Origin of the sequence: Rhodococcus sp. NPDC056506, from assembly GCF_042794945.1 — a bacterium.
Taxonomy (GTDB): Bacteria; Actinomycetota; Actinomycetes; order Mycobacteriales; family Mycobacteriaceae; genus Rhodococcus_F.
The window spans coordinates 38,932-64,124 of the sequence record NZ_JBHTSW010000021.1 but is presented as its reverse complement, the minus strand read 5'-3'; the positions used below and the strand labels follow the sequence as shown (position 1 = coordinate 64,124).

General features: G+C 63.0%; 26 protein-coding genes and 1 pseudogene. 13 read left to right on the top strand and 14 right to left on the bottom strand.

The genetic code is table 11. The annotated features are described in order from the left end of the window. Nucleotides 1-71 precede the first annotated feature (71 nt). From ACFQ6H_RS17955 to ACFQ6H_RS17945, 3 genes are read left to right on the top strand one after another with little or no spacing between them, the layout of a single operon-like run. Nucleotides 72-1,049, top strand: a complete 978-nt coding sequence (locus ACFQ6H_RS17955) for a TauD/TfdA dioxygenase family protein (protein ID WP_378537508.1) — start codon at nt 72-74, stop codon at nt 1,047-1,049. Then, on the top strand, nt 1,046-3,367 hold the full coding sequence (locus ACFQ6H_RS17950) for an arylsulfatase (RefSeq protein WP_378647649.1): 2,322 nt from the start codon (nt 1,046-1,048) through the stop codon (nt 3,365-3,367). Before ACFQ6H_RS17955 ends, ACFQ6H_RS17950 begins: the two co-directional genes overlap by 4 nt. 15 nt (nt 3,368-3,382) lie before the next feature. Next, nucleotides 3,383-4,132, top strand: coding sequence for an SDR family NAD(P)-dependent oxidoreductase (locus ACFQ6H_RS17945; protein ID WP_095970396.1), 750 nt, complete (start codon nt 3,383-3,385; stop codon nt 4,130-4,132). Between the two features lie 15 nt (nt 4,133-4,147). On the opposite strand, the gene ACFQ6H_RS17940 is transcribed toward ACFQ6H_RS17945, so the two are convergent. From ACFQ6H_RS17940 to ACFQ6H_RS17925, 4 genes are all read right to left on the bottom strand, one after another. After that, on the bottom strand, nt 4,148-4,906 hold the full coding sequence (locus tag ACFQ6H_RS17940) for an ESX secretion-associated protein EspG (protein ID WP_378549179.1): 759 nt from the start codon (nt 4,904-4,906) through the stop codon (nt 4,148-4,150). After that, nucleotides 4,903-6,438: a hypothetical protein gene (locus tag ACFQ6H_RS17935; RefSeq protein WP_378647648.1), complete on the bottom strand. Its 1,536-nt coding sequence runs from the start codon at nt 6,436-6,438 to the stop codon at nt 4,903-4,905. Before ACFQ6H_RS17935 ends, ACFQ6H_RS17940 begins: the two co-directional genes overlap by 4 nt. 130 nt (nt 6,439-6,568) lie before the next feature. After that, a complete protein-coding gene (locus tag ACFQ6H_RS17930; RefSeq protein ID WP_378647647.1) occupies nt 6,569-7,765 on the bottom strand; it encodes an Ig-like domain-containing protein in 1,197 nt (398 codons plus the stop codon). Between the two features lie 32 nt (nt 7,766-7,797). Beyond that, on the bottom strand, nt 7,798-8,841 hold the full coding sequence (locus tag ACFQ6H_RS17925; RefSeq protein WP_378537498.1) for a UDP-N-acetylmuramate dehydrogenase: 1,044 nt from the start codon (nt 8,839-8,841) through the stop codon (nt 7,798-7,800). Nucleotides 8,842-8,915: 74 nt separating this feature from the next. Here ACFQ6H_RS17925 and ACFQ6H_RS17920 point away from each other — a divergent pair, with 74 nt between their 5' ends. The 3 genes from ACFQ6H_RS17920 (at nt 8,916) to ACFQ6H_RS17910 (ending at nt 10,786) form a co-directional block, all read left to right on the top strand. Continuing rightward, nucleotides 8,916-9,413, top strand: a complete 498-nt coding sequence (locus ACFQ6H_RS17920) for a DUF2505 domain-containing protein (RefSeq protein ID WP_378647646.1) — start codon at nt 8,916-8,918, stop codon at nt 9,411-9,413. Nucleotides 9,414-9,489: 76 nt separating this feature from the next. Then, on the top strand, nt 9,490-9,990 hold the full coding sequence (locus ACFQ6H_RS17915; protein ID WP_378537494.1) for a DUF2505 domain-containing protein: 501 nt from the start codon (nt 9,490-9,492) through the stop codon (nt 9,988-9,990). A 7-nt stretch (nt 9,991-9,997) separates the two neighbouring features. Beyond that, a complete protein-coding gene (locus tag ACFQ6H_RS17910) occupies nt 9,998-10,786 on the top strand; it encodes a class I SAM-dependent methyltransferase (RefSeq protein ID WP_378549167.1) in 789 nt (262 codons plus the stop codon). Between the two features lie 169 nt (nt 10,787-10,955). On the opposite strand, the pseudogene ACFQ6H_RS17905 reads toward ACFQ6H_RS17910, so the two are convergent. The 3 genes and pseudogenes from ACFQ6H_RS17905 to ACFQ6H_RS17895 form a co-directional block, all read right to left on the bottom strand. Further along, a pseudogene (locus ACFQ6H_RS17905) lies at nt 10,956-11,411 on the bottom strand (Ig-like domain-containing protein); the annotation flags it as partial. 201 nt (nt 11,412-11,612) lie between these two features. Continuing rightward, nucleotides 11,613-12,206 (bottom strand): Ig-like domain-containing protein, encoded by a 594-nt coding sequence (locus tag ACFQ6H_RS17900; RefSeq protein ID WP_378647644.1) that lies wholly within the window; start codon nt 12,204-12,206, stop codon nt 11,613-11,615. A 74-nt stretch (nt 12,207-12,280) separates the two neighbouring features. Continuing rightward, the gene (locus ACFQ6H_RS17895; RefSeq protein ID WP_378647642.1) at nt 12,281-12,859 is read right to left on the bottom strand and encodes a hypothetical protein; all 579 of its coding nucleotides are present in this window, start codon (nt 12,857-12,859) and stop codon (nt 12,281-12,283) included. Nucleotides 12,860-12,986: 127 nt separating this feature from the next. Between ACFQ6H_RS17895 and ACFQ6H_RS17890 the strand changes: the two genes are divergently transcribed. Beyond that, nucleotides 12,987-13,757, top strand: a complete 771-nt coding sequence (locus ACFQ6H_RS17890) for a DUF2993 domain-containing protein (protein ID WP_378447101.1) — start codon at nt 12,987-12,989, stop codon at nt 13,755-13,757. Here ACFQ6H_RS17890 and deoC read toward each other — a convergent pair. After that, entirely contained in the window at nt 13,754-14,419 is a 666-nt protein-coding gene (gene deoC / locus ACFQ6H_RS17885; RefSeq protein WP_378647640.1) for a deoxyribose-phosphate aldolase, read from the bottom strand. The genes ACFQ6H_RS17890 and deoC overlap by 4 nt on opposite strands. Nucleotides 14,420-14,483: 64 nt before the next feature. On the opposite strand from deoC, the gene purU reads away from it, so the two are divergent. Next, entirely contained in the window at nt 14,484-15,371 is an 888-nt protein-coding gene (gene purU / locus ACFQ6H_RS17880) for a formyltetrahydrofolate deformylase (protein ID WP_003941509.1), read from the top strand. Nucleotides 15,372-15,373: 2 nt separating this feature from the next. Here the strand turns inward: purU and ACFQ6H_RS17875 are convergent, their stop codons facing one another. Beyond that, on the bottom strand, nt 15,374-16,045 hold the full coding sequence (locus ACFQ6H_RS17875) for a GntR family transcriptional regulator (protein WP_378647638.1): 672 nt from the start codon (nt 16,043-16,045) through the stop codon (nt 15,374-15,376). Between the two features lie 173 nt (nt 16,046-16,218). Between ACFQ6H_RS17875 and ACFQ6H_RS17870 the strand changes: the two genes are divergently transcribed. The 3 genes from ACFQ6H_RS17870 to ACFQ6H_RS17860 are packed head-to-tail and all read left to right on the top strand — an operon-like array spanning nt 16,219 to nt 19,117. Beyond that, on the top strand, nt 16,219-16,971 hold the full coding sequence (locus ACFQ6H_RS17870) for an HpcH/HpaI aldolase/citrate lyase family protein (RefSeq protein WP_378647636.1): 753 nt from the start codon (nt 16,219-16,221) through the stop codon (nt 16,969-16,971). Continuing rightward, the gene (locus tag ACFQ6H_RS17865; protein ID WP_378647634.1) at nt 16,968-18,323 is read left to right on the top strand and encodes an MFS transporter; all 1,356 of its coding nucleotides are present in this window, start codon (nt 16,968-16,970) and stop codon (nt 18,321-18,323) included. The genes ACFQ6H_RS17870 and ACFQ6H_RS17865 overlap by 4 nt, the downstream gene beginning before the upstream one ends. Next, nucleotides 18,320-19,117 (top strand): carbon-nitrogen hydrolase family protein, encoded by a 798-nt coding sequence (locus ACFQ6H_RS17860; RefSeq protein ID WP_378647632.1) that lies wholly within the window; start codon nt 18,320-18,322, stop codon nt 19,115-19,117. Before ACFQ6H_RS17865 ends, ACFQ6H_RS17860 begins: the two co-directional genes overlap by 4 nt. Here the strand turns inward: ACFQ6H_RS17860 and ACFQ6H_RS17855 are convergent. The 5 genes from ACFQ6H_RS17855 to ACFQ6H_RS17835 form a co-directional block, all read right to left on the bottom strand. Then, complete coding sequence (locus ACFQ6H_RS17855; RefSeq protein WP_021333908.1) at nt 19,114-20,145, bottom strand: alpha/beta fold hydrolase; 1,032 nt, start codon at nt 20,143-20,145, stop codon at nt 19,114-19,116. The two genes, ACFQ6H_RS17860 and ACFQ6H_RS17855, sit on opposite strands and share 4 nt — an antisense overlap. A 122-nt stretch (nt 20,146-20,267) precedes the next feature. Next, a complete protein-coding gene (locus ACFQ6H_RS17850) occupies nt 20,268-20,564 on the bottom strand; it encodes a DUF2516 family protein (protein WP_003941505.1) in 297 nt (98 codons plus the stop codon). Between the two features lie 95 nt (nt 20,565-20,659). Next, nucleotides 20,660-21,487 carry a heparin-binding hemagglutinin gene (locus ACFQ6H_RS17845; protein ID WP_378447100.1) on the bottom strand — a complete coding sequence of 276 codons (828 nt, stop codon included), beginning with the start codon at nt 21,485-21,487 and terminating at the stop codon, nt 20,660-20,662. Further along, entirely contained in the window at nt 21,480-21,986 is a 507-nt protein-coding gene (locus tag ACFQ6H_RS17840) for a helix-turn-helix domain-containing protein (RefSeq protein ID WP_230816898.1), read from the bottom strand. Before ACFQ6H_RS17840 ends, ACFQ6H_RS17845 begins: the two co-directional genes overlap by 8 nt. Before the next feature lie 103 nt (nt 21,987-22,089). After that, entirely contained in the window at nt 22,090-23,370 is a 1,281-nt protein-coding gene (locus tag ACFQ6H_RS17835) for a DUF445 domain-containing protein (protein WP_378447269.1), read from the bottom strand. Between the two features lie 171 nt (nt 23,371-23,541). Between ACFQ6H_RS17835 and ACFQ6H_RS17830 the strand changes: the two genes are divergently transcribed. Together ACFQ6H_RS17830 and ACFQ6H_RS17825 are read left to right on the top strand one after the other, a co-directional pair. Next, nucleotides 23,542-24,276, top strand: a complete 735-nt coding sequence (locus ACFQ6H_RS17830) for a TetR/AcrR family transcriptional regulator (RefSeq protein WP_378537479.1) — start codon at nt 23,542-23,544, stop codon at nt 24,274-24,276. 57 nt (nt 24,277-24,333) lie between these two features. Next, on the top strand, nt 24,334-25,188 hold the full coding sequence (locus tag ACFQ6H_RS17825) for a polyphosphate kinase 2 family protein (RefSeq protein ID WP_378638053.1): 855 nt from the start codon (nt 24,334-24,336) through the stop codon (nt 25,186-25,188). The last annotated feature ends 5 nt before the right edge of the window (nt 25,189-25,193 follow it).

Below are 25,193 nucleotides of genomic sequence, written 5' to 3'. Positions count from 1 at the left end.
CACTGAACGCAACCCTGTCGTGGCGAAATCTCGCATGTTTGGGTGGGCACACTCCCCACGAAAGGTGCACCATGTCTACAGCTTTCGCCAAGCCGACCCTTACCAATGCGGCGTCGACGAACGGAGCGGCTGCTGACGCCGCTCGCGGCACTGTCACCGCCCTCGGCGCGCATATCGGCGCCCGCATCGACGGAATCACCCTAGGCGGGCACCTCGACCCGGCGACGATCTCGCTCATCCGACAGGCACTTCTCGAACACAAGGTGATCTTCTTCCGCGGGCAAGACCACCTCGACAACGATTCGCAGTACGAGTTCGCCCAGCTGCTGGGCACCCCGACCACTGCCCACCCAACGGTGAAGTCGCACGGCGCAAAAGTCCTCCCCATCGATTCGGACCTGGGCAAGGCCAACAGTTGGCACACCGACGTCACCTTCGTCGATCGCATCCCCAAGGCGTCGATCCTGCGCGCGGTGCAGCTACCCGAATACGGCGGTTCCACGACGTGGGCGTCAGGGGTAGCCGCGTACAACGGACTCCCGGATCCGCTCAAGGCGCTCGCGGAGAACCTCTGGGCCCGCCACACGAACGTCTACGACTACGCGGCCACCAGTGCCGAGCGGCTCACCGAAGATCGCACGGCCGCCTACCGCGAAGAGTTCCAGTCCACTTACTTCGAGACGGAACACCCGGTGGTGCGTGTCCACCCCGAAACCGGAGAACGCACGCTCGTCCTCGGTCACTTTGTCAAGAACTTCGTCGGGTTGAGCACCGAACAGTCGAACGGTGTGTTCAAGCTCCTGCAGGATCACGCCATCAAGCTCGAGTACACGACGCGCTGGAACTGGGCGGCGGGTGATGTCGCCATCTGGGACAACCGCGCCACCCAGCACTACGCGATCGCCGACTACGACGATCAGTACCGCCGCCTGGAGCGCATCACACTTGCCGGTGACATTCCGGTCAACATCCACGGGGAACGAAGCAGCAGCATCGCCGGCGACGCTTCCGAATACTCGATTATCGAAGGTGCCTCGACTCTCCCATGACTTCACCGGATTCCATCCTTCCTCCGCATGCCCGCGGTTACGAAGGCTTCGAGGGCCGAATCGGCCGCACCGCAGCCGATTCGGCCCCGTCGTGGCCCACCGCCTCGACCCCGACTCCCGGATCACCCAACATCGTCGTGGTTCTGATCGACGACATGGGATACAGCGACATCGGGCCTTTCGGCTCCGAGATCGAGACTCCGACCCTCGATCGGCTTGCCGCGCAGGGTGTTCGGTTGACCAACTATCACACGACACCCCTCTGCTCGCCCTCACGCGCCGCACTTCTCACCGGCCTCAATCCGCACCGCGCCGGGTACGGATTTGTCGCCAACGCCGATCCGGGATACCCCGGGCTGCGTCTGGAATTGGCCGACGACGTGCAGACACTCCCCGAAATCCTGCGCGGCGCAGGCTATGCAACCTATGCGGTGGGCAAGTGGCATCTCGTGCGCGACGCAAACCTCGCCCCGGGCCGAAGTCGCGATTCCTGGCCGACGCAGCGCGGTTTCGATCGATACTACGGCTCGCTCGAAGGCCTCAATTCCTTCTACTATCCCAATCAGTTGATCTCCGACAATTCGGTGGTCGACGTCGACGAGTATCCCGAGGGCTACTACCTCACCGACGATCTGACCGACAAGGCCGTCGGGTACATCAAGGATCTGCGCGCCCACGATCAGGACAAGCCGTTCTTCCTCTACTTCGCGCACGTCGCGATGCACGGACCTTTGCAGGCCAAGCCGGCCGATCAGGCAAAATACCGCGGTCGCTACGACGAGGGCTGGGATCGAATCCGAGAGTCTCGGTTCGCCTCTCAGCTCCTGCAAGGACTCTTTCCGGACGGAACACGGCAGGCTCCGCGAAACTCCGAACCCGGCTTCGACGTCCCCGAATGGCATTCGCTCACACCGGAAGTGCAGTCTCGGTTCGCCCGCTACATGGAGGTGTACGCGGCGATGGTCGACTCGATCGATCAGAGCGTCGGACGCATCGTCGACACTCTGGACGAGCTGGGCGAGCTCGACAACACGATCATCGTCTTCACCTCGGACAACGGCGGCACCGCCGAGGGCGGTTCGGACGGAACCCGAAGCTACTTCGCACAATTCGCGCATATCCAGGATCCGGACTGGGTCGGCGATGTCCCCCACGACGAATCCCTGATCGGCGGACCGGAGTTGGGCGTCCACTATCCACGTGGATGGGGGCAGACGTCCAACACCCCCTTCCGGTTCTACAAAGGGCAGTCCTTCGCGGGAGGAATTCGTGTTCCCTTCGTCCTGTCGTGGCCCGCGGGGTTGAAACCCGGAGCAGACGACAACGGGATTCGCGACCAGTTCGCGTACGTCACCGACCTGACCCCCACGCTGCTGGACCTGGCCGGAATCGACGCACCGAGCGTACGAAACGGGCTTCCGGTGAAGGAGTTCGACGGTGTCTCGACCGCACCGGTTCTGCGATCGTCCACCGCTCCGAGCACTCACACCGAGCAGTACACCGAGATGACCGGCAACCGCGGCTACTACAAGGACGGCTGGAAACTGCTGGCCCTGGCGCCGGACGACATCGACAAGCCACACTGGCAATTGTTCGACGTCCACACCGACCCGACCGAACTTGACGACCTCGCATCACGGTTTCCCGACAAGGTCCGCGAGCTCGCCGAAGCCTGGGACCACTCGGCGTGGGCGAACACCGTCTTTCCACTGCTCGGCAACTCGGTGGGCGCAGTCCGGCGGCCGGCGGAGGAGGCACTCTCGCGCCCGGTCCGTCTGCTTGCCGGAACGCCTCCACTGGAGCGCTACCGGTCGAGCAAACTGATCGGGTTCCGCGACTTCGACATCACCGTCGAACTCGACGGTTACCGAGCAGGTGACGCCGGTGTTCTTGTCGCTCACGGTGATCCACAGGGCGGATATCTTCTCTACGTCGAGGACGGGCACCTGCATCTCGGATACAACGCATTCGGTTCCTACTCCGTGGTCGATGCAGGCCCGTTGGCGATCGGCAGCAAGCGCATCGACGTGTCCGTGACGGTGGTACCTCGGCTGCGTTGGGATCTCCACGTCAGTGTCGACGGAATCCATGCGGGTCAACTACTCGGGCAGGTACAACTGGTCGGGATGGCGCCGTGGACCGGCATTTCAGTCGGCGTCGACGCGAGAGGGCCGGTGTCGTGGGATGTGCGCCAACGCCACGGACCGTTCCGGTACAGCGGCTCTCTGCGTGCCGTCACCTACACACCCGGTCGGATACAAGTACCGCGTCGTCACATCGAATCCATCGAACGGGAAGCAGAGTATGCCGCCGACTAGCCCTACGATTGCATCATGACCATTTCTTCCGATGCCCGCATCGCCGTAGTCACCGGAGCCAGCTCCGGAATCGGTGAGGCCACCGCCCGCACCCTGGCAGCTCAGGGATTCCACGTCGTGATCGGTGCTCGCCGCGTTGATCGTCTCGAGAAGATCGCCGAGGAAATCGGTGGTACTGCTCTCGAACTCGACGTCACCGACGAGGATTCCGTCGACGCGTTCGCGGCGGTGGTCCCCCGTGTCGACGTGTTGGTCAACAACGCAGGTGGCGCAAAGGGTCTGGCGACGGTCCTGGACGCCGATCTGGACGACTGGCGGTGGATGTGGGAGACCAATGTCCTGGGCACGTTGCGTGTGACGAAGGCACTGCTGCCCAAGCTGATCGATTCGGGTGATGGTCTGGTCGTGACCATCACCTCGGTGGCCGCGCTGGAGGCGTACGACAACGGCTCGGGCTACACCACCGCCAAGCACGCTCAAGCCGTCCTTCATCGGACATTGCGCGGTGAACTGTTGGGCAAGCCCGTTCGTCTGACCGAAATCGCGCCGGGAGCCGTCGAGACGGAGTTCTCACTCGTCCGGTTCGAAGGTGATCAGGACAAGGCAGACAAGGTGTACGAGGGAATCACACCGTTGGTGGCGCAGGACATCGCCGAGATCATCGGTTTTGTCGCCTCGCGGCCGTCGCACGTGAACCTCGATCAGATCGTCGTCAAGCCGAGGGATCAGGCAAGCCCCGGCCGGTTCCACCGCACCACCAGCTAGTTCGAATCGTTCTGACTAACCAGTGCGAATCGCCCGGTGTAGGACGAGGCCGAGATTGCGTGCAATCTCGGCCTCCGTCATTTCCGCGGAAGCGCCGCGGGCACTGACGGTTTCACCCGCGGTGATGATGTACCGACCGTCATCGGCATAGTCGTACCAGTGGAACGTTATTCCGTCGTCGGTCGGTCTGCTGTCGACGGCTCCGCCTGGGTATGCGGTGACTTCACCGATCGAGGTCCGTGCTCGGCCGAAGAACCTGCGCACTTCCTCGCTCCCGCGTGCACTGCCGGCGCTGCTCAGAAAGCTCTGTCCCCCGGCAGGTTTCGATCTCTCGATGCTCACACCACGCTCCGATCCGGCGGAGCAGGCGGGCAGCCGATCGACCAGCATCCGCGGAATTGCCGACGGATGCACCACGCTCAGAACCACGTCGGAGCCACAGTCCGAGGTCCTGCCGGGCAGTTGGGTTGCGAGCACGCCCAGATCGCCGGCAACAACGCCGTGCAATCGCGTCACTGTACTCATGTTCGGCCCGTGAAAACCGGAAACCTCGACGCGCGCAGCGGGATTCGCAAGTGCCCCGAGAACGTGATGCAGCCGATCGTCAAGCATGGAAGACAGGCGCGCTCCCGCTCGACGGCGCTCCGCTGTCAGCTCGTTCATGGTTTCGGCCGTCGAACGAAACCGAAGCGGGTACGGGAGGCGGTCACGTCCGACCGCTTCCCAGAGGATCGAGAATTCGAGGCCGGTGAATTGCCACTGCTTGGTTGTCATTCGCCCAACACCGCCGGGGAGACCATGGGTAGGTCGCCGATCAGGGCGTTGCCGTTCTCGACCGTGACGAGGTAGCCGGGGGTGTCGTGAACGTTGTCTTCGTCTTGTCCTTGTCCGCGTCCCGGTGCCATGCCGCCGACGCCACCCATCGCGCCCCGACCGCTCTGCGCGCCCGTCGCCGAGGTACCGCCAGTTCCGTTGACGCCCCCACGCCCGCCACCGGCGAGGCCGCCCACGCCGCCAGGGCCGAGAGCGCCACCTCCGGTTCCGCCTGGCCCGAAGCCGCCGGTACCGATTCCACCTGCGGAACCACCACCCGAACCGCTACCCATGAGGCCTGAAGGCACTCCGGAACCGAGCTGAGCACCATTCGGAGTTGCACCTGCCAGGGCACCTGGCGCTGCACCGGCCGGCAGTGGGCCGGCATTTGCCGCGGTAGTCCCGGCCGGGCCGGAATGGTTTGCGAACTGGGCAGCATCGGCACCCGAATTCCCTTGGGCATCAACGCCGCTACGGTTGTCACCATTTCCGGAACTGGTTCCGGATGGGTTCTGACCGGAACCGTCTCCGGCCGGGTTTGCACCGCCGGAGTTCCCACCGTCCGCTCCTCCACCAACTCCGCCACCCGATGTAGGTGGCGTGCCGAGCCCGTTCCCCGAACCCGAAGTGTTCCCGCCGCCGGAACCACCGCCACCGAATGCGCCGCCCCCAGACCCTCCACTGCCCGACCCTCCACTGCCGGTGACCGGATTGAACGCGGCCGGGAGGATCGGCACCTGGTCGTCCGCGCGCTTCATGTACGGCAGATACACGTCCTTCATCACCTGACGCGCTTGACGTTCGGCTTCTTCCGCTTCGTATTGGGCCTGCTTCCACGTAGCCCCGGGAACCACGCTGAGGATCATCTCGACCGTCGAGGCGCCGTCGGGTGCCGGAATCGAGCGTTTGGCCTCGTGGAGTGCGATCTTCGCCTCCTCGATCTTGTTCGAGATCAGATCGACCCGCACCTTCAGCTCACCCGCATCTGCCGAGTAGGCCAGCACGGCTTCCAACGCAGCAGAGCCGCCCCGCCCCTGCCATCCTTCGGTGATCGCGCCGTTCACATCGTTCTGGAACTTCCCGATGCCGGCTTCCACCCGGCCGGCAATTGCCTTCCAGGCCTCGCCGATTGCGCTCAGGGTTGCCGGATCCATCTCGTTGACGTGATCGAAGATTTCGGAGTGCGACATCGCGTCGAACGGATCGTCGTCCACGATTGCATGTTCGCTGTACTCCAGCGACGAGGTCTGAGCGGTGAGGGCATCGCGCTCACCCCAGGCTCGTGCGCGTTCTGCATCGGCGTCCGCAGTCGCAGCAGCCATCTCGCCGTCGAACGCGCCGCGGTCGTCGGTCACGGATTGAACCAGAGCAGATGTAGCGATTGCGCTCGCGACGGGAATACCGACAACTGGCAATGCCGCCACGCCGGAAGGGACGGCCTGCGTCGCTTCGGAAATTCTGCCCAGCACGTCTTCCAGAAATGGAATGCCCACTGCCGTCCCCCTGACGTCGAAACCTCCGTCAGACTCCCCCGAGCCGACAGCACTTACCTGCACTGACGCACGCCACGCCCGGATGGTTCCGAACTTCGCCAGATTGCTCGGTTCACAGCAACAAATCGGTTTACGGCAGTGCGGACATCGACTTCCAGGTCGGCAGATCGATCGCCCAGTCGTAGATGTCGCCGTCCGCAGGAGACAGGTCGATCGACGTGCCGGTCACCTCGACGGGGTCACCGTAGAGGGCCGTTCCGAAGTACTCCTGCGCGTCGGACGTCGACAGGTTGATGCAACCGTTCGTGACGTTCGACGAGCCCTGTACCCCAGTGGTTTCAGGATTGGCGTGGATGAATTCGCCGTTGTTGGAGATGCGCACCGCCCAACGCTCGCGCACGTTCTCGTAGAACGGCGGGTTGGACATCATGAAGTCTTCGTACTTCTCGGTCACCATGTGAATGCCACTGCGCGTGACGTTTCGGGGTTCGTTGCCCTCGCCGTAGCTGACGGGAATGTCCATGATCGTCTGGCCGTCGCGCACCACCTGCATGCGGTGGCTCGGTGCATTCGCCTTCACGATCTGGCTGCGACCGATCGTGAAATCGAGCGTGAGATCCTGGTCGCCGTAGGCGCCACCGCCGTAGTTCAAGCCGTAGAGCTTGGCATCCAGATGAACAGTCGTTCCTGGCACCCAGTAATCGGCCGGGCGCCAATGGGCCCGAGATCCGCCGTTGTCGTCAGCCAGCCAAGCCCACGATCCGGCGGTGGGCGGCACGGTGGTCACGACAAGTGCCTTCTCGACGGCCGCCTTGTCGACGACGGAGTTGTCGAACTGCACGGTGATCGGTGCCGCGATGCCAACTTCCTGGCCGTCGGCGATGTTGAGGGTGGCGCCGGTGGTCGACTCCGGGGCAACCGTCGTAAAGCTCCCTTGGACCGGCACGGATTTACCGTCGGTTCCGGTTGCCGAGCCCGACCACGAATACGTGGTGCCGTAGCCGAGTGCCTCACTGACGGTGAACGATGTCTTGTCGGGCGACAGTTGTCCGGCGACGGCTTTATCGGCTGCGTTGCTGAGGCTGACGTCGGACAGCGTTCCCTGGGTCACCGCTACCGAGACGGGGGCGACCGGGCTGACATCTTTGGTGCCGGGCGCCGGCGTGGACACCACGGTCGCCACCGGTGCTGGTTCGGCGGCTGCCGCGCCGCCCTGTCCGTCCTTGCCGCCGATCGTGCAGCCGACGACGGCCACCATCACAGCGAGCAATACAGCTACCAACGCAACAAGACGCGAACGACTTCTCCGACCACCCAGCTCATGCACTTCAACAGGCTACCTGCGGGCTCTGTCAGGAATCAGACGGTGCAGCCCACAGTTACCGGTTCCGGTTCCAGGCGGACGCCGAACGCGGCCTCGACCCCGTCGCGCACTGCCCGCGCGAGCGAGACCACATCCGCACTCGTTGCGGACCCTCTGTTGGTCAACGCCAAGGTGTGCTTGGTCGACAGCCTGGCCGGTGCATCTTCGCCGGGATAACCCTTCGAGAATCCGGCCCGTTCGATCAACCATCCGGCCGAGAGCTTGGTTCCACCACTGCCGGGGAACTGCGGCACGGTGACGTCGCCGAGCTGTTCGGCGATGGCTGCGAGCACGGCAGGCAGCTTGTCGCCCGGCACCACGGGGTTGGTGAAGAACGAACCCGCGCTCCAGGTGTCGTGATCGTACGGATCGAGGACCATCGCCTTGCCTGTCCGAAGTCCCAGAACTGCCTCACGGACCTGCGACGCAGGCAACCGCGCGCCTTCTTCTGCCCCCAGCGCGGTGAACAGTTCGCGGTACGCGAGCGGGGCGCTCAATCCGTCGGTCGACGCGTCGAATTCGACGGCGAGAACCAGTGCTGCGTCCGAATGCTTGAGGACGCTCGACCGGTAACCCAATTCGAGTTTCGACGGTTCGACCCACGACACTTCGCCATTGCGCCGGTCGAGCAATTGAACTCGCCGGAGTCGCGAGCCCACCTCGACGCCGTACGCGCCGACGTTCTGTACCGGCGTCGCACCCGTGGAGCCCGGAATCCCGGAGAGACACTCGAGGCCACCCAACTCCGCGGCGACGGACTGGCCGACTACTTCGTCCCACACCGCACCCGCTTCGGCAACGACGCGGTCCGTGTCGAGGCTCACGGTGGTGTTGGCCACACGAACGACAACTCCGTCGAATCCTTCGTCGGAAATCACGAGATTCGATCCGCCGGCGAGAATCAGCGTCGGGATCTGCTCGCGATCGAGCAGCGTCACGACGTCGATCAACGACTGCGTCGTCGGGCATTCTGCGAGCAGCCGCGCCGGTCCCCCGATTCGCAGCGTCGTCAATCCTGACAAGTCAACGTTCTCGGACACGAAAGCGCCTGATTCCACGACGCGTCTGCCAATGGTTACGTCCCACACATCGATAAACGGTAGCCTCCACAATCGTGAGCCGTCGCATCGAGCATTCGTCGAAGTACACAGTCCCCGCCGAGAAGGTCCATGAGGCGGTGACCTCCGAGCAGTACTGGCGCGACCGAATCGTCGCTGTCGGTGGTCCCGGCGCAACGATCGAAGAGCTGACCGTCCGCGACGAGACCGTTGCGGTCACGATGTCGCAGATCATTGCCGCCGAGCACCTCCCGAGCATGGTGTCGAAGGTCGTCAACGGCGACATCGTCATCAAGCGCAGTGAAACGATGGCCCCGTTCAAGGACGGCAGGGCTACCGGAACCTTCTCCGCCCACGTCGACGGTGTTCCCGCCCGTATCGAGGGCACCCAGGTTCTGACTGGTGACGAGGACTCCGCCACTCTCGAGGTCGACGGTGAGGTCGAGGTCAAGATCCCGTTCCTCGGCGGAAAGATCGAGAGCGCGATAGTCGACGAAGTTGTCCGGCTCATCCAGGCTGAACAGGACTTCACCCGGGAGTGGATCGCGAAGTAAATCCCTGCGGGCGGCGACAGTTGTGGATACGGCCAATTTGGCTTGTCACAGCGGGTAACAGGTATTCTTTCCGATCATGGCTCGCCGCATCGACTACTCCGCCCGCTATCAGCACTCCCCCGAGCAGGTCTACGCGGCGCTGGCGGACCGCTCGTACTGGGAGGCCCGCGTCGAGGAGATGCGCAAGCACTCCGAGAACCATGTGGAACATTTCGAGGTCACCGATACCGGAATCGATCTCGTGCTCCACCACATTCTTCCGCGCACCGATTTGCCGGACATAGCTCAGACGGTGATGAAGAAGGATCTTGTCATCACTCGCAAGGAGTCCTACGGCGCCTTCGGTGACACCGTGACCGGAACATATGAGGCTTCGATCCCCGCCGGGCCGGGAAGTCTGTCCGGAACCATGGAGTTGTTCGCTACCGATACCGGGTCCACACTGCGAACCACGTCCGAGGCCAAGGTATTCATCCCGTTCATCGGCGCGAAGTTGGAACAGCTCATGCTGATCAACCTCGTAGATCTGTTCCGCACCGAGGCACAGGTCACCGCGACCTGGCTCGCCGCTCGCTGAAGCCGGCGTGAAGAAGGCTCCACCCCCGAAGATCGAGGGGGTCATCACCCGTGGCACGACGGGGATCAACAGACTGCGACGAAGTGACCGGTGGATTGTCCACAACCGCACGATCGCGCACGCCCTGAACAACGCAGCCGATCCGTTGATAGTCGACCTCGGCTACGGGGCGAGGCCGGATACCACCTTCGAGATGGCAAGCCGCCTCACCGCTGTCCGGCGGGACCGACGCGTCATCGGACTCGAGATCGACCCCGCCCGCGTGGTCGAGAGTCGTGACGGTGTCAGCTTCGCCCGCGGTGGATTCGAACTGGCCGGTCTCACACCCGTCTTCGTACGCGCCTTCAACGTGCTCCGGCAGTACCCGGAGGAGGCTGTGGACTCTGCGTGGTCACACATTCAGTCCGGTCTCGCACCGGGCGGACTGTTACTCGACGGCACCTGCGACGAACTCGGGAGACGTTGCGCCTGGGTACTTCTCGACGCCGATCGTCCGCTGACGCTGACGTTGGCATGGGACCCCTTCGACATCGAGCGACCGTCCGACATCGCGGAACGACTGCCGAAGGCTCTCATCCATCGCAATGTTCCGGGCGAGCCGATCCATGCGTTGCTGAGCGCTGCCGATCGAGCCTGGGCCACTGCTGCGCCGCACGCCTCGTTCGGCCCTCGCCACCGGTGGGCCGCCGCATTGGAAATTCTTCGGGCACAGGGAATTCCCGTCCAACCCGCGCGTCGACGCCTTCGTGACTGCATCTTGACCGTGCCCTGGCACGTCGTAGCGCCGAATCCCTGAACTCACAGACGGGAAACGCCCCGCCGCGGAGGTGTTCTCCGCGGCGAGGCCTCTTTGTGCCGGCGTCGGGCCAGGACCCGAAGGTGTTTTCCAGGCTTCCCAGCGAACCGGTCGAACTGCCGCCGTTGCCGGGATCGCCGCCGTCAGACTCTGCCGTGACCTTGACGGTGACTACAGCCTGGGTCTCGGAACCGAGGTAGCCGTCAGTTCCGCTGAACACCGCGGTGATTCGACGATCGCCGAGTTCGGTGAAAGTATGTGAGAGCGTGGCCTTGCCGTTCACGACAGCAACCGGTCCACCGATCGGGGTGGCTCCATCCATGAACTGGACCGTTCCTGCGCTGAGCGTAGGTACAACTGCCGCAACAAGATCGGCCTTCGCGCCCTTGACCGCTGATGCCGGGACGCTCACGGTGATGGACGTTTCCTGATCCTCCGCGGCCGGAGCCGTAACCGAAACCGCCCGCGCGGCCGAGGTAGAGGTGAGGAATCCTGTGGCACCCGAGTAGACGGCCGTGATGTCATGCGTGCCGACGCTCGCGAACTCGTGCATGATCGACGCCTTGCCGTCGACGACCGACACCGGCGAGCCGAGATTGCCCGAGCCGTCCTTGAACTGCACCGTGCCGCCTACGGGAGTCGGCGTGACGGTTACGGAGAGACCAACTGACGTACCGGTTTTGCATTCGCCGGAACGGTCAAGGTCGTTTGGGTCTGCTGGTCGGTGGGAGCCGGCGCCTTGACGTTCACGGGAATCGGTGAGCCCAGATCCCTGCCGCCTTGCTTGAACTGCACGGTTCCGTCTGCAGCACCGGTCGAGACGGAGTCAGTGAACGACTACCGGAGCGACCGTCAACGCATGCGGCGCGGACGTCGAGGCCTGGTACACACCGAAACCGGAGTACACCGCCACCGCACTTGCGGGACCGGTGATCGTGGTGGCAGTGCTCTTGTCGTCTTCGGAGACGACGACGTCGACAGCCGAAGACGTCGAGGTCGAGGTCGATACCTTCGCATTGCCGAGATATTTGGCCGTCACGCTGTGCGTTCGGACGTCGGCCGGTGTCCAGGCAAGTGTTGCAGCACCATTGGCGAGCGTGCCCTCACCGATCCTGGTGGCGCCGTCGAAGAACTCGACCGAATCACCGTCGGCACCACCGGTCACTGCCGCCTTCAGCTCAACGGACTGCCCTCCCTTTACAGCGTCCGCGGGAGACAGGGTCGTCGCCGAGACATTCTTCTGAACATTGATCGACGGACCACGACCATTCGTCGTGTCGTCAACGAACACCGTGCCGTCGAAATGCACCGTCGTCGACAAATCGGTACCACGCGCACAATCCGCACCAACGCGATACTGGAACTCGAACGTCTTCACGTCGCCGCCCCACATCGGCCATTCCGTAAGTCCCGCACTCATCTCTGATATGGGCGTCATATTCGATTTGGGACGTGATGCCAGAAGCTCGCAGAAGTATAAAAATTCAATCTCGATTACAGGCTTGCGGCGAGCGCCAACTCCACTCGAACAGCAACATCCACACTCGCGTTCTCACACGAGAGATACAACTCGTGCGCATCGAGTCGACCGATCGCCACCGCATCGGCGACTACTTCGTTGAGTAGGACTTGGGAAATTCCACCGGAAGCGAGGTCGTGCACGGTACGCAACGGCGTGGTGATGCGGATGGGCCCGATCTGTTCACACTCGTCGTCCGCGAGTGGCAGTCGATGCAGTGCGACCTGGCGGGTCGGCGCCGCGAGAGGATGCGCAACGGAGAGATGAATGAAACGAGGTTGCAGGTGCCCGAGGCCATGCAGATCTGCGGCACTGTAGTGCGAGACGGTGGCGCTACCGGCGAACCACGTGCACCACTTCGCAAACTCGTCCAAGGCAGTATGTCTGACGCGTTCGAGGCGAAAAAGTCCGCGACACTCACACGTCCAAGCTCCGGATTCCGTCATCTCGTCCATCAGGGCCGGACCGAAACCCAGTTCGGATGCCTGGAGGGCCGTGACAAATCCACACTGTCGTAGCGCCAGCAGCTCGAGTGATTCGTAGTCCGAAGCCATGACCACCTCCGGTGACCGTCGAAAACGCCGTTTCGAACAGACTACGGGCGACTGTGTCGCGCATCACAGGAATGAGGAAGTGCGTATTCACAGAGTTCGTTCAGACTCGTCGGGAAGAATCTGGCGAATGACTGTCGCAGCGAACAACCCTCGTCCGCGCAACCGAGTGCTCATCATCCTTCTCGTGGTGATCGCCGTACTCGTCGCGGCACTCGTCGGTGGAGAACTGTACGTACGCAACCAGGTGAAGACCTGCATGGCCGACCAGTTCCAGAGCGAACTGGGATCCCAGGTCGATGTCGGGTTGAGCTGGAAGCCAGTACTCCTGCAGGCAGTCGACAAGAAGGTGCCGTACATCAGCATCGACAGTGACGACTCTTCGTTCGGCCCCGCAACGGGAATGCAGGTTCACGCGAAGGTGAACGACATCAACCTGCAGCCCTCGGCGGGTAACAGCGGCACCATCGGCAGCTCCAGCGCCGACGTCAACTGGTCTACCGCAGGCATTCTCGCCACCTTGCAGGAACAGACCTTCGGCGGGCTCGTCTCCGGCGTCACCGCCGACTCGAGCGCCGGAACACTCGCGTTCGACGTCGGACCGGTCGGGCTCGCGAAGCTCACGGTCAAGCCCACCGTCACCAACGGTGTGGTCGACGTCCAGACCGTCGGCGCCGAGATTCTCGGATTGGGTCTGCCGACCGACCTGGTCGACGGCATCGTCCAGACACTCACCGACAGCCTGCAGACGTACCCGCTGGACATGAAGCCCACCAAGCTGACCGTCACCGACGACGCTATCGAGATCTCGCTCGAGGGTGGCGCCTACGCCATGCCCGTCGCCGACGCGAACAACCAGAACACCTCGGCGGTGCCGGACAGCTGCGGCCTGCTGACCTAGTCGGCCAGTCCGTCCAGTACTGCTCGGGTTCCGGACAATCCGAGGCGGGTGGCACCGGCCGCGATCATGTCGAGTGCTGCCTGCGTAGTACGTATTCCGCCACTGGCCTTGACTCCCACGCCCGGGCCGACCGTCTGCGCCATCAGTGCGACGGCCTCGACCGTCGCTCCGCCCGCGGGGTGGAAGCCGGTGGAGGTCTTGACGAAGTTCGCCCCGGCACGCACAGCTGCGCGGCAGCATTCGACGATGGCCTCGTCGGACAGCGCTGCGGTTTCGAGGATCACCTTGAGGATCGCACTCTCCCCCATCGCCTCGCGGACGGTGAGGATGTCTGCCAACACCGCGCTGTAGTCGCCGGCGACCGCCGCTCCTACGTCGATGACCATGTCGATCTCGGCTGCGCCTTGATCGACGGCCAGTCGCGCTTCAGCGCCCTTGACCAGTGAATGATGCTTCCCCGACGGGAATCCGACGACGGCCGCCGTCACCAGTCCGTCGGCGTGAATCGGCAACATCGACGGCGAGACGCAGACCGCGAGCACACCGAGGCTGCGTGCTTCGTCGATCAAGGCGGTGACATCGGCCGCGGTGGCTTCGGGTTTGAGCAGAGTGTGGTCCACCATCGCGGCAACCTGGGAACGAGTGAGTGCAGCTTCAGACATGGTGGAAAGCTTGGCACACCACCACGCGACCGTCGCCGCAGCCGCACCTGAGAGACTAGGCCGCATGACCGCTGCACCTTCGATCGACGATCGTCGCTATGTTCTGTCCCTCGGCTGCCCCGACACCACGGGCATCGTCGCACGCATCTCGACCTTTCTCACCGACGTCGGTGGATGGATCGTGGAAGCTGCGTATCACGCCGATGCCGACACCGGCTGGTTCTTCACGCGGCAGGCGGTCCGTGCGTCTTCGGTGAGCATGAGCATCGACGAGCTTCGTGAACGGTTCAAAGCTGTTGCAGCCGAGATCGGTCCAGAAACCGAGTGGACCCTTCACGACTCGGGTGCTCCCAAGAAAATCGTGCTGCTCGTGAGCAAGGAAGGCCACTGCTTGCATGACCTCCTGGGCCGCGCTGCGGGCGGGGAACTCCCGGCTGAAATCAGCGCAGTCATCGGCAATCACGAGGATCTGCGCAGTGTCACCGAGCGCCACGGGATCGACTTCCACCACGTTCCGTTCGCCAAGGATCCGGCCGAACGGGGACCGTCCTTCGAGAAGGTCCGCGCCCTGGTCGACGCTCACAACCCCGACGCCGTTGTTCTTGCACGCTTCATGCAGGTGCTGCCCGAATCACTGTGTGAGCACTGGGCCGGACGCGCGATCAACATCCACCACAGCTTCTTGCCGTCGTTCATCGGTGCTCGCCCGTACCACCAGGCCTTCGCGCGCGGTGTGAAACTGATCGGCGCCACCTGCCACTACGTCACCGCCGAACTCGACGCAGGCCCGATCATCGAGCAGGACGTGATCCGCGTCGACCATGCCGACGATGTCGCCGACATGGTCCGTCAGGGTCGAGACATCGAAAAACTCGTACTCTCACGCGGACTGCGCTGGCACCTCGAGGATCGTGTTCTGGTCCACGGGCGCAAGACGGTTGTCTTCAGCTAAGGCTAATCAGCAGGCAAGAGGGCAAGGACCTCCGGCACCGGCCGGAGATGTGCGGCCAGAATTTCGAGAGCCTTGTCTGCATCGGATTCGTCCAGCGCCGCAACCAAGGCGCGGTGCTGGGCATTGATCGTGTCGAGGCGGTGCGGGCCCACGTTAAGTGCGCGCACCGCAACTCTCTGTTGCCGTGACCGCAGCGACTCGTAGAGTTCGGTCAGTACCGAGTTCTGAGCAGCTCTGACCATCGCAAGATGGAACTGTCGGTCGAGACCGGAAACCTCGAACCAATCACGTTCACGCCCTGCGGCTTCCATCGGTTCGATCAGCTCGGTCATCGACGTCGGTGCGCCGAAGCCTCGGGTACACAGCACAGTCACCGCGTGCCCCTCGATCAGTTGCCGGCTCTGGTAGACCTCTTCGAGCTCTCGGGCCGTCACCGTTCGTACCTGCGCGCCCTTGCGCGGCAGGAGGGTGATGAACTTTTCGGCGGCGAGCCGATGGAATGCCTCTCTGACCGGTGTTCGGGACACTCCCATGGTTCCGGAGACCCACAGCTCGTCCAGGAATCGGCCGCCCTCGATCGATCCACGAATGATCTCGTCCCGCAACCAGACGTAGACACGGTCGCGTGCCGGCCCCTGGGCGACTGACGGGTCGGCAGTTGCCGGTGTCGACATCACAATCCCTTCGCACTGGCGTCCGCCGGGTTGACGAACTTGTAACAAATTCATCATACCGACTCTGGACACACCAAGTATTCACTGTGTATACATGACGTATACGACAGTTGTGCGGGCCGTCACACGATCCGATCAGTCGTAAAATCCCAACTGCCAAGGAGCCCACCAGCATGTTCAGCACTCCCGCCGACCGCCGTCACGCGATCTGGCTGTCCGATCCGAGCTTTGCCGCAGCAGAAATCGCGCGCGGACTCGGCTACGGCGCGGTGATCCTCGACATCGAACACGGGTCGTTCGACCTTGCCGACCTCGAGCGATTCATCCCCTTCCTTCGCGCCCTGGAAATGGAGGTTCTCGCGAAAGTCCTCGGACCCGAGCGCGGGCCCATTCAGCAGGCCCTCGACTTCGGCGCTACTGCCGTTGTCATTCCGCACATCGAAAATGCTTCTCATGCAAAGGAAGTCACTGCGTTCGCCAAGTTCCCACCGCTCGGTGATCGCAGTTTTGCGGGCGGACGCACGACCAACTACGGCGGCTTCACCGACAACTGGGTCCGCCGCCAGGACACGTTCACGCGCTGCTACCCGATGATCGAAGACGCCGGAGCAATCGAGAACATCGCGGACATTCTGGCACTCGACACCGTAGACGGCGTCTTCGTGGGCCCATCCGATCTATCGCTGCGCCGAGAACGCGGTGCATACACACGCACTGACGGCGATTTCGCCGACCTCGCTATCGTTGCCGCAGCGGCGGCCGAAGCAGGCAAGCCATGGGTGCTGCCGGCGTGGAGTGTGGAAGAGAAGGAATTCGCCGTCCGGCACGGCGCTGATCAGATGGCGTTGATCATGCAGCACGGTGCCCTCGCCGCCGGCTTCGCCGGACCGCTCGATCAGATCACTCGGATTCGGGAGTCTCGATGACAACGCAAACCTCGGAGCCTGGCTCGTCACCGACGAAGACGGCCGTCCCGCAGAAGATCGGCCGTGCCCGTTGGGGTATCGCCGGAGTTCTCGGCGTCGGCATGTTCGTCAACTACATCGATCGCGTCAACCTCTCCATCGCTGCACCGGAGATCATGCGCGACTTCGACATCAGCGCTTCGCAAATGGGAATGGTCTCGTCCGCGTTCCTGTGGACGTACGCCATGCTCCAGATGCCGATCGGTTCGTTCATCGACCGCATCGGCGTGCGGTGGGTCAATCGAGCTGCCGCCTTTCTCTGGGCCGTGGCGTCGTTCGCCTCCGCTGCGGCAGGTGGACTGGGAATGCTCCTGGTCGCCAGACTCGTCCTCGGCGTCGGCGAAGCCCCCACTGTCCCGGCCGGGTGGAAAGCAATCGGCCAATGGTTCCCGAAGCAGGAGCGCGGGACCGCGACGTCCATCTTCGACGGCTGCGCAAAGATCTCGAACGTGATCGGCATCCCGATCATGGCATTCTTGGTCACGACATTCAGCTGGCACGCGGCCTTCATCTTCACCGGCATCCTCTCCGTGGCCTACCTCGCGATTTGGTGGCTGCTGTATCAGACGCCCAAGGAGGCGCTCGCCAAAGGTCGGCTGAGCCAAGCAGAGTTCGACTACATCCGCGAAGGCGGCGCCGAAGACGAGGAAGCAGAAACCAGCGGTTCGCTCAACGGTCTGGGCTACCTCCTGCGGCGACGGAAGACCTGGGGACTTGCACTCGGATACGCGTCCTATACGTACGCGTATTACGTGCTCTTGACCTGGCTCCCCGCCTACTTGGAGAAGAGTTTCGGGGTCAACCTCCTCAAGGGCGGCATCTACACGATGATCCCGTGGCTCGTCGCTGTGATTGCACAGTTCCTCATCGCCGGCATCCTGATGGACAGGTGGTTGGCCAAAACGGGCGACGTCACCAAGGTCCGCCGCACGGTCCTCGTGGTCAGCCTCCTGGCGTCACTTGCCGTCACCGGAGCGGCATACGCAGGATCGATCGCAGTGGCCCTGATCTTCCTCTCGATCGGAGCAGCAGGACTGGCAGTGTCAGTCCCCGCCGGATCGTCCATCGTGGCGCTCATTGCGCCGGAGGGATATACCGGGTCACTCGGCGGAATCGTCAATTTCGTAGCGAATCTGCTCGGAATCGCGGCGCCCATCGTGACCGGCATGGTGGTCGACGCCACCGGTTCGTTCGCCGGCGCGTTCATCGCCACCGGTGCGGTACTCATCGGCGGAATCTTCTGTTACACCGTGGTGCTCGGCAAGATCGAGAGAATGCCGGCACCCCAAGCACAGAAAGGCACAACCACATGATCGACGTAGCGATCGCCCAGTACGCCCCAGGACTCGACAAGCAGGCGAATCTCGAGCAGATCAAGAAACTGGCAAGCGACGCGGCGGAATCCGGCGCTCGGATCATGGTCGCTCCCGAGTACGCAATGTTCACGGCTCCGAGCATGGACTCACGTTTCGTCCTGACCGCCGAGCCGCTAGACGGCGAATTCGTCTCAGCGCTTGCAGACCTCGCGACAACTCACGACATTCACATCGTCGCCGGGATCAACGAGGCAATTGCGGGCTCCGACCAGATCTCGAACACCTTGGTCGCTCTCGCCCCACAACTCGGGGTAGTTGCGATCTACCGCAAACTGCATCTGTACGACGCTTTCGGATACAAGGAATCGGACGTCGTCCGTGCCGGTGAGATTCAAGACCCCGAAACCTTCGTCGTGGACGACGTCCGTTTCGGTCTACAGACCTGCTACGACCTACGCTTCCCGGAAACGACACGACGGATCGTCGATGCAGGTGCCGACGTACTACTCCTACCGGCAGAGTGGGTGCCCGGACCGCTGAAGGAGGATCACTGGACAACTCTCATCCGCGCCCGCGCAATCGAGAACACGATCTACGTCGCGGCGGCCGACCAAAGCGCGCCGGCGGGATCGGGTGCGAGCATGATCGTGGATCCAATGGGCGTGATCGTCGCATCGCTGGGAGAACGAGTGGGAATCGCGACGGCAACCGTCTCCCTCGAACGAATCGCGGAGGTTCGTATGAAGAATCCCGCCCTCGAGCTACGCCGATTCGCAGTCACCGCGCGCTAGAGGTTGCGCAATCGCACGATTTCCTTGTCGAACTCGTCGATGTTCTCGATCGACGACATATGACCGACGCCCGGCAACACGATCAACCGTTCGAGGTTGCCGGCGTCGTCGAGGACCTGCGCAAGCTTGCGCGCATGGACCGGCGGAGTGAGCCGATCAAGCGAGCCGACGAGCACGGTGGTCGGCACTTCGAGATTGTCGAGTCCCTCGTGAATGTCCAGGGTGCTCAGCGCTGCTCCCCAACCGCCACGGATGCGGGGCTTGCACTCGCGAACGATGTTCTCGCAGAACTGAATCTCGGCCTTGGTCGCGTTCGGTGACATCGAGACGTATTGGATCGCCTTCGTCATCGCGCCCGAGGAGACGAACGGAACGGGCGAGCTGAGGATGGCGCGGCCCACCGGGACCGGCACCCGAGGAAAACGATTGGGCAGTGGGATGACCGTGGTCTCCGCGATCAACCTTTCACTCGCGGTGCTCGCGAGCATGACCGCCGATGCATACTTCTTGACCTCGTCGGGGTGGCGACCAGCCCAGGCGATGATGCTCATCCCGCCCATGCTGTGACCGACGATGACGGCCTTCTTGTCCTCGCGAACCGTGGCTGCCAGGACGGCGGAGAGGTCGTCGGCAAGGACATCCGGGCCGAGCGGGAGATTTCCGACGGTGCTGCGGCCGTGACCGCGCTGGTCGTAGGTGATGACGCGATATTCGCCGGCCAGCGCATTGACCTGCGGGTACCAGAATTCGGTGGAGCACGTCCAGCCATGACTGAGAACGATCGGATCGCCGTCGACGGGACCGTAAGCCCGGACATTGATGATCGCACCGTCGTCGGTGGTCAGTTCGCTGATGTCAGCTTTGAGCGTCGGAGTCTTCAGGAGTGCATTGGGCTCGACGTCACTCGAGAGGGTCAACCCACGCGTGGATCGCCGATGACGGATCCCCGCGACAGCCGCGACGAGTGCTCCCACTCCGACGGCGCCTGCCAGTACTCGAAGCTCTGTGGTGCGCGAACGACTGGACATGCATTTACCCCTGACTGCTGCTGACGACAGACGGATGCAATCTATGTGTGACTGCCGTTAACCGACACTATCACTCGAACAACGCCCGTTGTCAGCGTTGGAGCGAAGAGTGGGGCAGCACACTACCAGCGAGAACCGCCGTGTTGGATGTCATCGACCCGCGGGCGAACGTCCACGAGATACACGCACACTGCGACGACCGCGATGATGCCCAGGAGGCCGACAGGAGACGTCGCCAGAAGAATCAATGCCGCGACAATCAGAATTCCCAGCCAGATCGGCTTGGTCAATTTGTTGACCGCGGTGAAGGCGTCTGGACGCTGCCTGACGGCATGAACGATCGCGTAGACAGCGCCCACCAACGCGAGCACTTTGAGTGCGAGAAAGATCAGACCGACTAGCCCATCGACTTGAGTCACAACTACATCCTAAGTTCTCATCCGGTTCCCGACGAACACGAAGGCTCCCACACTCGGCTGAGCGCGGGAGCCTTCGTCAGGTGGAGCTGGGCAAATCAGGCCTTCTTGGCCGGAGCAGCCTTCTTGGCCGGAGCCGGCGCGGTGGCCTTGGCCGGTGCAGCCTTCGCGGGAGCAGCCTTGGCCGGAGCGGCCTTCTTGGCGGCGGTGGTTGCGCGCTCCTGGACGTCGGAAGCAGCAGCGGTCACGCGAGCGGCAGCTTCCTTGGAAGCCTCGTCAGCCTGGTCACCGAGATCGAGGACCTTCAGCGCGGCCTCGTCGCCTGCGTCGGCAATCTTCTCGCCGGCGTCAGAGATCTTCTCGCCGACCTCTTCTGCGGTGTCGGAGATGCGTCCGGCAGCGCGGCCGGCCAGCTTGGCAGCCTGCTCGCCCACGGCGCGCGTCTGACGAGCAACGGTTCCGAGTGCGTCTTCGGTCAGCTCGACGGCGTCGCCGAGTGCCGACTCTGCAGCTGCGATGCCCTCTTCGACTGCGGGCTGCTTGCGGATGCGCTCGACTGCGTCTTCGCCGCGCTCTGCGAGGGAGTTGTACAGATCGCCGGCAACCTTGAGGTATGCCTCGGCGACCTTGCGGAGCTCCTCGGGTGCGAACTTCTCGCGCAGCTCGGCGAGCTCTTCGGGCAGCTCGGACGGCAGGCCGGCGAGACGCTCACGCAGTGCCTCGACGCTCTCGGCGACGTCACCCTGGACGGAAGCGAGCTTCTCGCGGGCACCGTCGACACGGCCGTTGACGTCACCCTGGGTGTTCTCGGCGCGTTCACGAACCTGAGCAACAACGTCGGCTACGGCCTGGACGACGAGGTCGCCTGCACCGACGGCGGCGTAGAGCGAGGTCTTGACGCTGTCGATGGCGTTCTTGTCAGTCATCTTTTTCTCCTAGTGAAGTCTCGGTGTCTGGAATTGCGGCCGATTCAGCAAAATCGGGCGCTGCGGCTGGTCTGGACGACTCGTTCTCGCGACAGAACGAGTCGTAGATTTCGAGCAGTACTTGCTTCTGCCGTTCGTTGATGGCCGTCTCGGCCAACACCGCGTCCCTGATGGGACTGTGCGGGCGTTGTTCGAGATATCCCGCTTGGACGTACAGGACTTCCGAGGAGACTCGAAGGCCCTTGGCAATTTGCGCCAGTACGTCTGCCGACGGTTTGCGCAATCCGCGTTCGATCTGACTCAGATACGGATTGCTGACGCCGGCGAGTTGAGCAAGTTGGCGCATCGAAACTTGGGCGGCTTCCCGCTGTGCACGAATGAACCCCCCGATGTCGTGTGCCGCAGAGCTGACGACGCGAGCTGCCAAGTCGCTTGCTCCGGCTGCGGCACCGGATGATTCACGATCTCCGTCATCGGAGTTCGTCGACTTCGCTGGCATTGCGTCCTCCCTTTCCAGTGGACATTTCCCAGGATAGGAGAGGGTGCTAACTATTGCAAGCACTACTGCTAGCACTCGTGGTGGACGTCACATACCGGACAGTTCAGCCGAAGATGAGCGTCGAGATCGTATAGATCAGCAGACCGGCGATCGACCCGACGACGGTGCCGTTGATACGGATGAACTGAAGGTCTCGACCGACCTGCAATTCGATCTTTTCGCTTGCTTCGTCGGCATCCCACCGCTCGACCGTGTCGCTGATGACCCCGGTGATCTCGTCGGTGTAGTTCTCCGCGATGTACTTCGTGCCCTGCACCAGCCAGCCGTCGACCTTCGCGCGCATGGAGTCGTCGTCGCGCAGCCGAACTCCGAAGCCGGCCACGTTCTCCGCGACCTTGGTTCGCAGGGTGCTGTTCGGATCGTCGACGGACTCCATGATGAGTCGCTTGGCGACCTGCCACGTCGACGACGCCAGACCGGTCACTTCCTCGCGGCCCATGATCTCGGCCTTGATCCCCTCGGCCTTCTTGATGGTCTCCGGGTCGTTCTGAAGATCGTCCGCGAAATCGATCAGGAAGCGGTTGGCGGCGAGGCGCACCTCATGCTCGGGATTGGAACGGACTTTCCAGGTGAACTCGACGAGCTCCTTGTAGATCTTCTCCCCCAGCATGGCGTCGACGAACTTCGGCGACCACGCGGGCGAATCACGAACGATCACACGATCGATCGTCTCCTGGCTGCCGAGAGCCCACTGATGTGCCCGCTCGGCAAGCAATTCGATGATCGGCAGTTGCTTGTTGTCCTTGAGAAGTTCACCGAGCACTCGGCCGATCGGCGGTCCCCACATGGGCTCGGCCAGACGCTTCACGATCGTGTTGTCGATGATCTGGGCGATGTCCTCGTCGCGAAGAACCTCGACCATGCCGCGCAAGACCGTCGACGTCTCTGCGGCGACGCGAGCGGCGTTGGCAGGTTCGGCCATCCACGTGCCGAGCCGCAGCGGAATCTGCGCCTGCTGCACCTTGGCCGACACAACCTCGGGAGCCAGGAAGTTCTGTCCGACGAATGAGCTCAGGCTGGCTCCGAGCTGGTCTTTCTTACGCTTGATGATGGCGGTGTGCGGGATGGGAAGTCCCATCGGATGACGGAAGAGCGCGGTGACTGCAAACCAGTCGGCAAGCGCGCCGACCATGCCTGCCTCGGACGCGGCCCGGACGTACCCGACCCACTCTCCGGCGCCGCGGGATTCCTGCCAACGGCAGAAGATGTAGACCACTGTCGCGAAGCCCAGAAGGCCAGTAGCGAAGACCTTCATCTTGCGAAGGTCCCGACGCTTGGCGGCGTCGTCGAAGGCGGAGAGGCTCAGTTGCTGCACCCTCGCCATTGTGCCGAAAGGTGTGACGCGGCGTAGCGCGAGCGACACGATGTCTGATTCTGCAGGACCTAATCCCCCCAACTGCCGATGTGAGTGCCCGAGATAAAGGCACGGACATTAAGCTGGAACGGAAAAGTAGACCGATCGGACGTGGCTCGCACCACAGATATGAGATGACTCGTGGCCAAGAATGCCGTGCAGGACAACGAGCAGGTAGACGGCACAGTCGTTGCTGATGCGAAGCCCGAGAAATCCGACGGTCGCAAGCGTCGTTGGCGTGAGCACAAGATCGCTCGACGCGAGGAACTCGTCGACGGCACCATCGCCGCAATCCGGGCGCGCGGGCGTGAGATCGGCATGGACGAGATCGCATCCGAGATCGGTGTCTCCAAGACGGTCCTCTACCGCTACTTCGCCGACAAGAGCGACCTCACCACCGCCACGATGATGCGGTACGTCGAGACCATCCTCTCGCCGCGTATCTACGAAGCGATCAGCGGCGATCTCGACGATTTCGAACTCACTCAGGCCAGCATCACCGCGTACGTCGAGACGGTGGCATCCGACCCGGACATCTACCTCTACGTGATGGCCAACGGCGCCGGCGCCAACCGCGACGTCGTTGCCGACTCCGAGCGCATGATCGCCGAATTGCTCTCCACGGTGTTGGGCAATCGTCTTCGCGAGATGGAGATGGATTCCGGCGGCTCCCTGCCGTGGGCATTCGGGATCGTCGGCGGAATTCAGCTCGCGACGCACTGGTGGATCTCGAACAAGTCGATGTCCGCTGAATCGCTGATCGATTACCTCACGATGATGACGTGGGGCGGCATCACCGGCATTGCGGCGGTCAACGGATCACCGGCCAAGTTCAAGTCGGTTCCGCATCCCCTCGTCAAGCCTGCCGAGGACTGACTCGCCCGAGACCGAACTTTCGGGCCGTAGGGGGCGATCCTGTGGCACTCTTTCGGCATGGCACAAGACTCGCTGTGGGAAACACCGGCCGCCAAGACCTTGCGGGCAGAGCCCGGGTTCGAAATCGATCAACTCGATCGCAACAGCACTCCGGGATTCACCGGAAACAAAGCTGACGGCGAACGTCTGCTCGAGGAGCGCGGCGCGGTACTGTCCGACCTGCAGGAGTTGCTGTACGCCAACGGCCGGTCCGGGGACAGCCGCTCGATTCTGCTGGTCCTGCAAGGAATGGACACCGCAGGCAAGGGCGGCATGGTCCGGCACGTGATCGGTCACGTGGATCCTTCGGGAGTGCAGCACGCAGCCTTCGGTGTCCCGACCGAAGAGGAAAAGCAACACCACTACCTCTGGCGGATCAAGAAGGAACTACCCCGCGGCGGCTATCTCGGTGTGTTCGATCGCTCCCACTACGAGGACGTCCTGGTCGTGCGCGTTCACGATCTTGTCCCGGAGGATGTCTGGAGCACGCGCTACGACGAGATCAACCAGTTCGAGAAGGAACTCGTCGACGCCGGAACCACCATCGTGAAGGTCGCGATGTTCGTCTCGCTCGACGAGCAGAAGAAGCGACTGGAAGAACGTCTCGACCGTCCGGACAAGTACTGGAAGTACAACCCGGGCGACGTAACCGAGCGCGGTCTGTGGCCGGCGTATCAGCAGGCGTATCAGGCAATGCTCGACAAGACGTCGACCGAGCACGCGCCGTGGTACGTCGTGCCGTGTGATCGCAAGTGGTACAGCCGAATTGCAGTCACGGAGCTACTGATCGACGCTCTGGAAAAGCTCGATCTCGACTGGCCGCCTGCCAACTTCGACATCGAGGCGGAGAAGGCGCGACTCGCACAGTCCTGATCAGA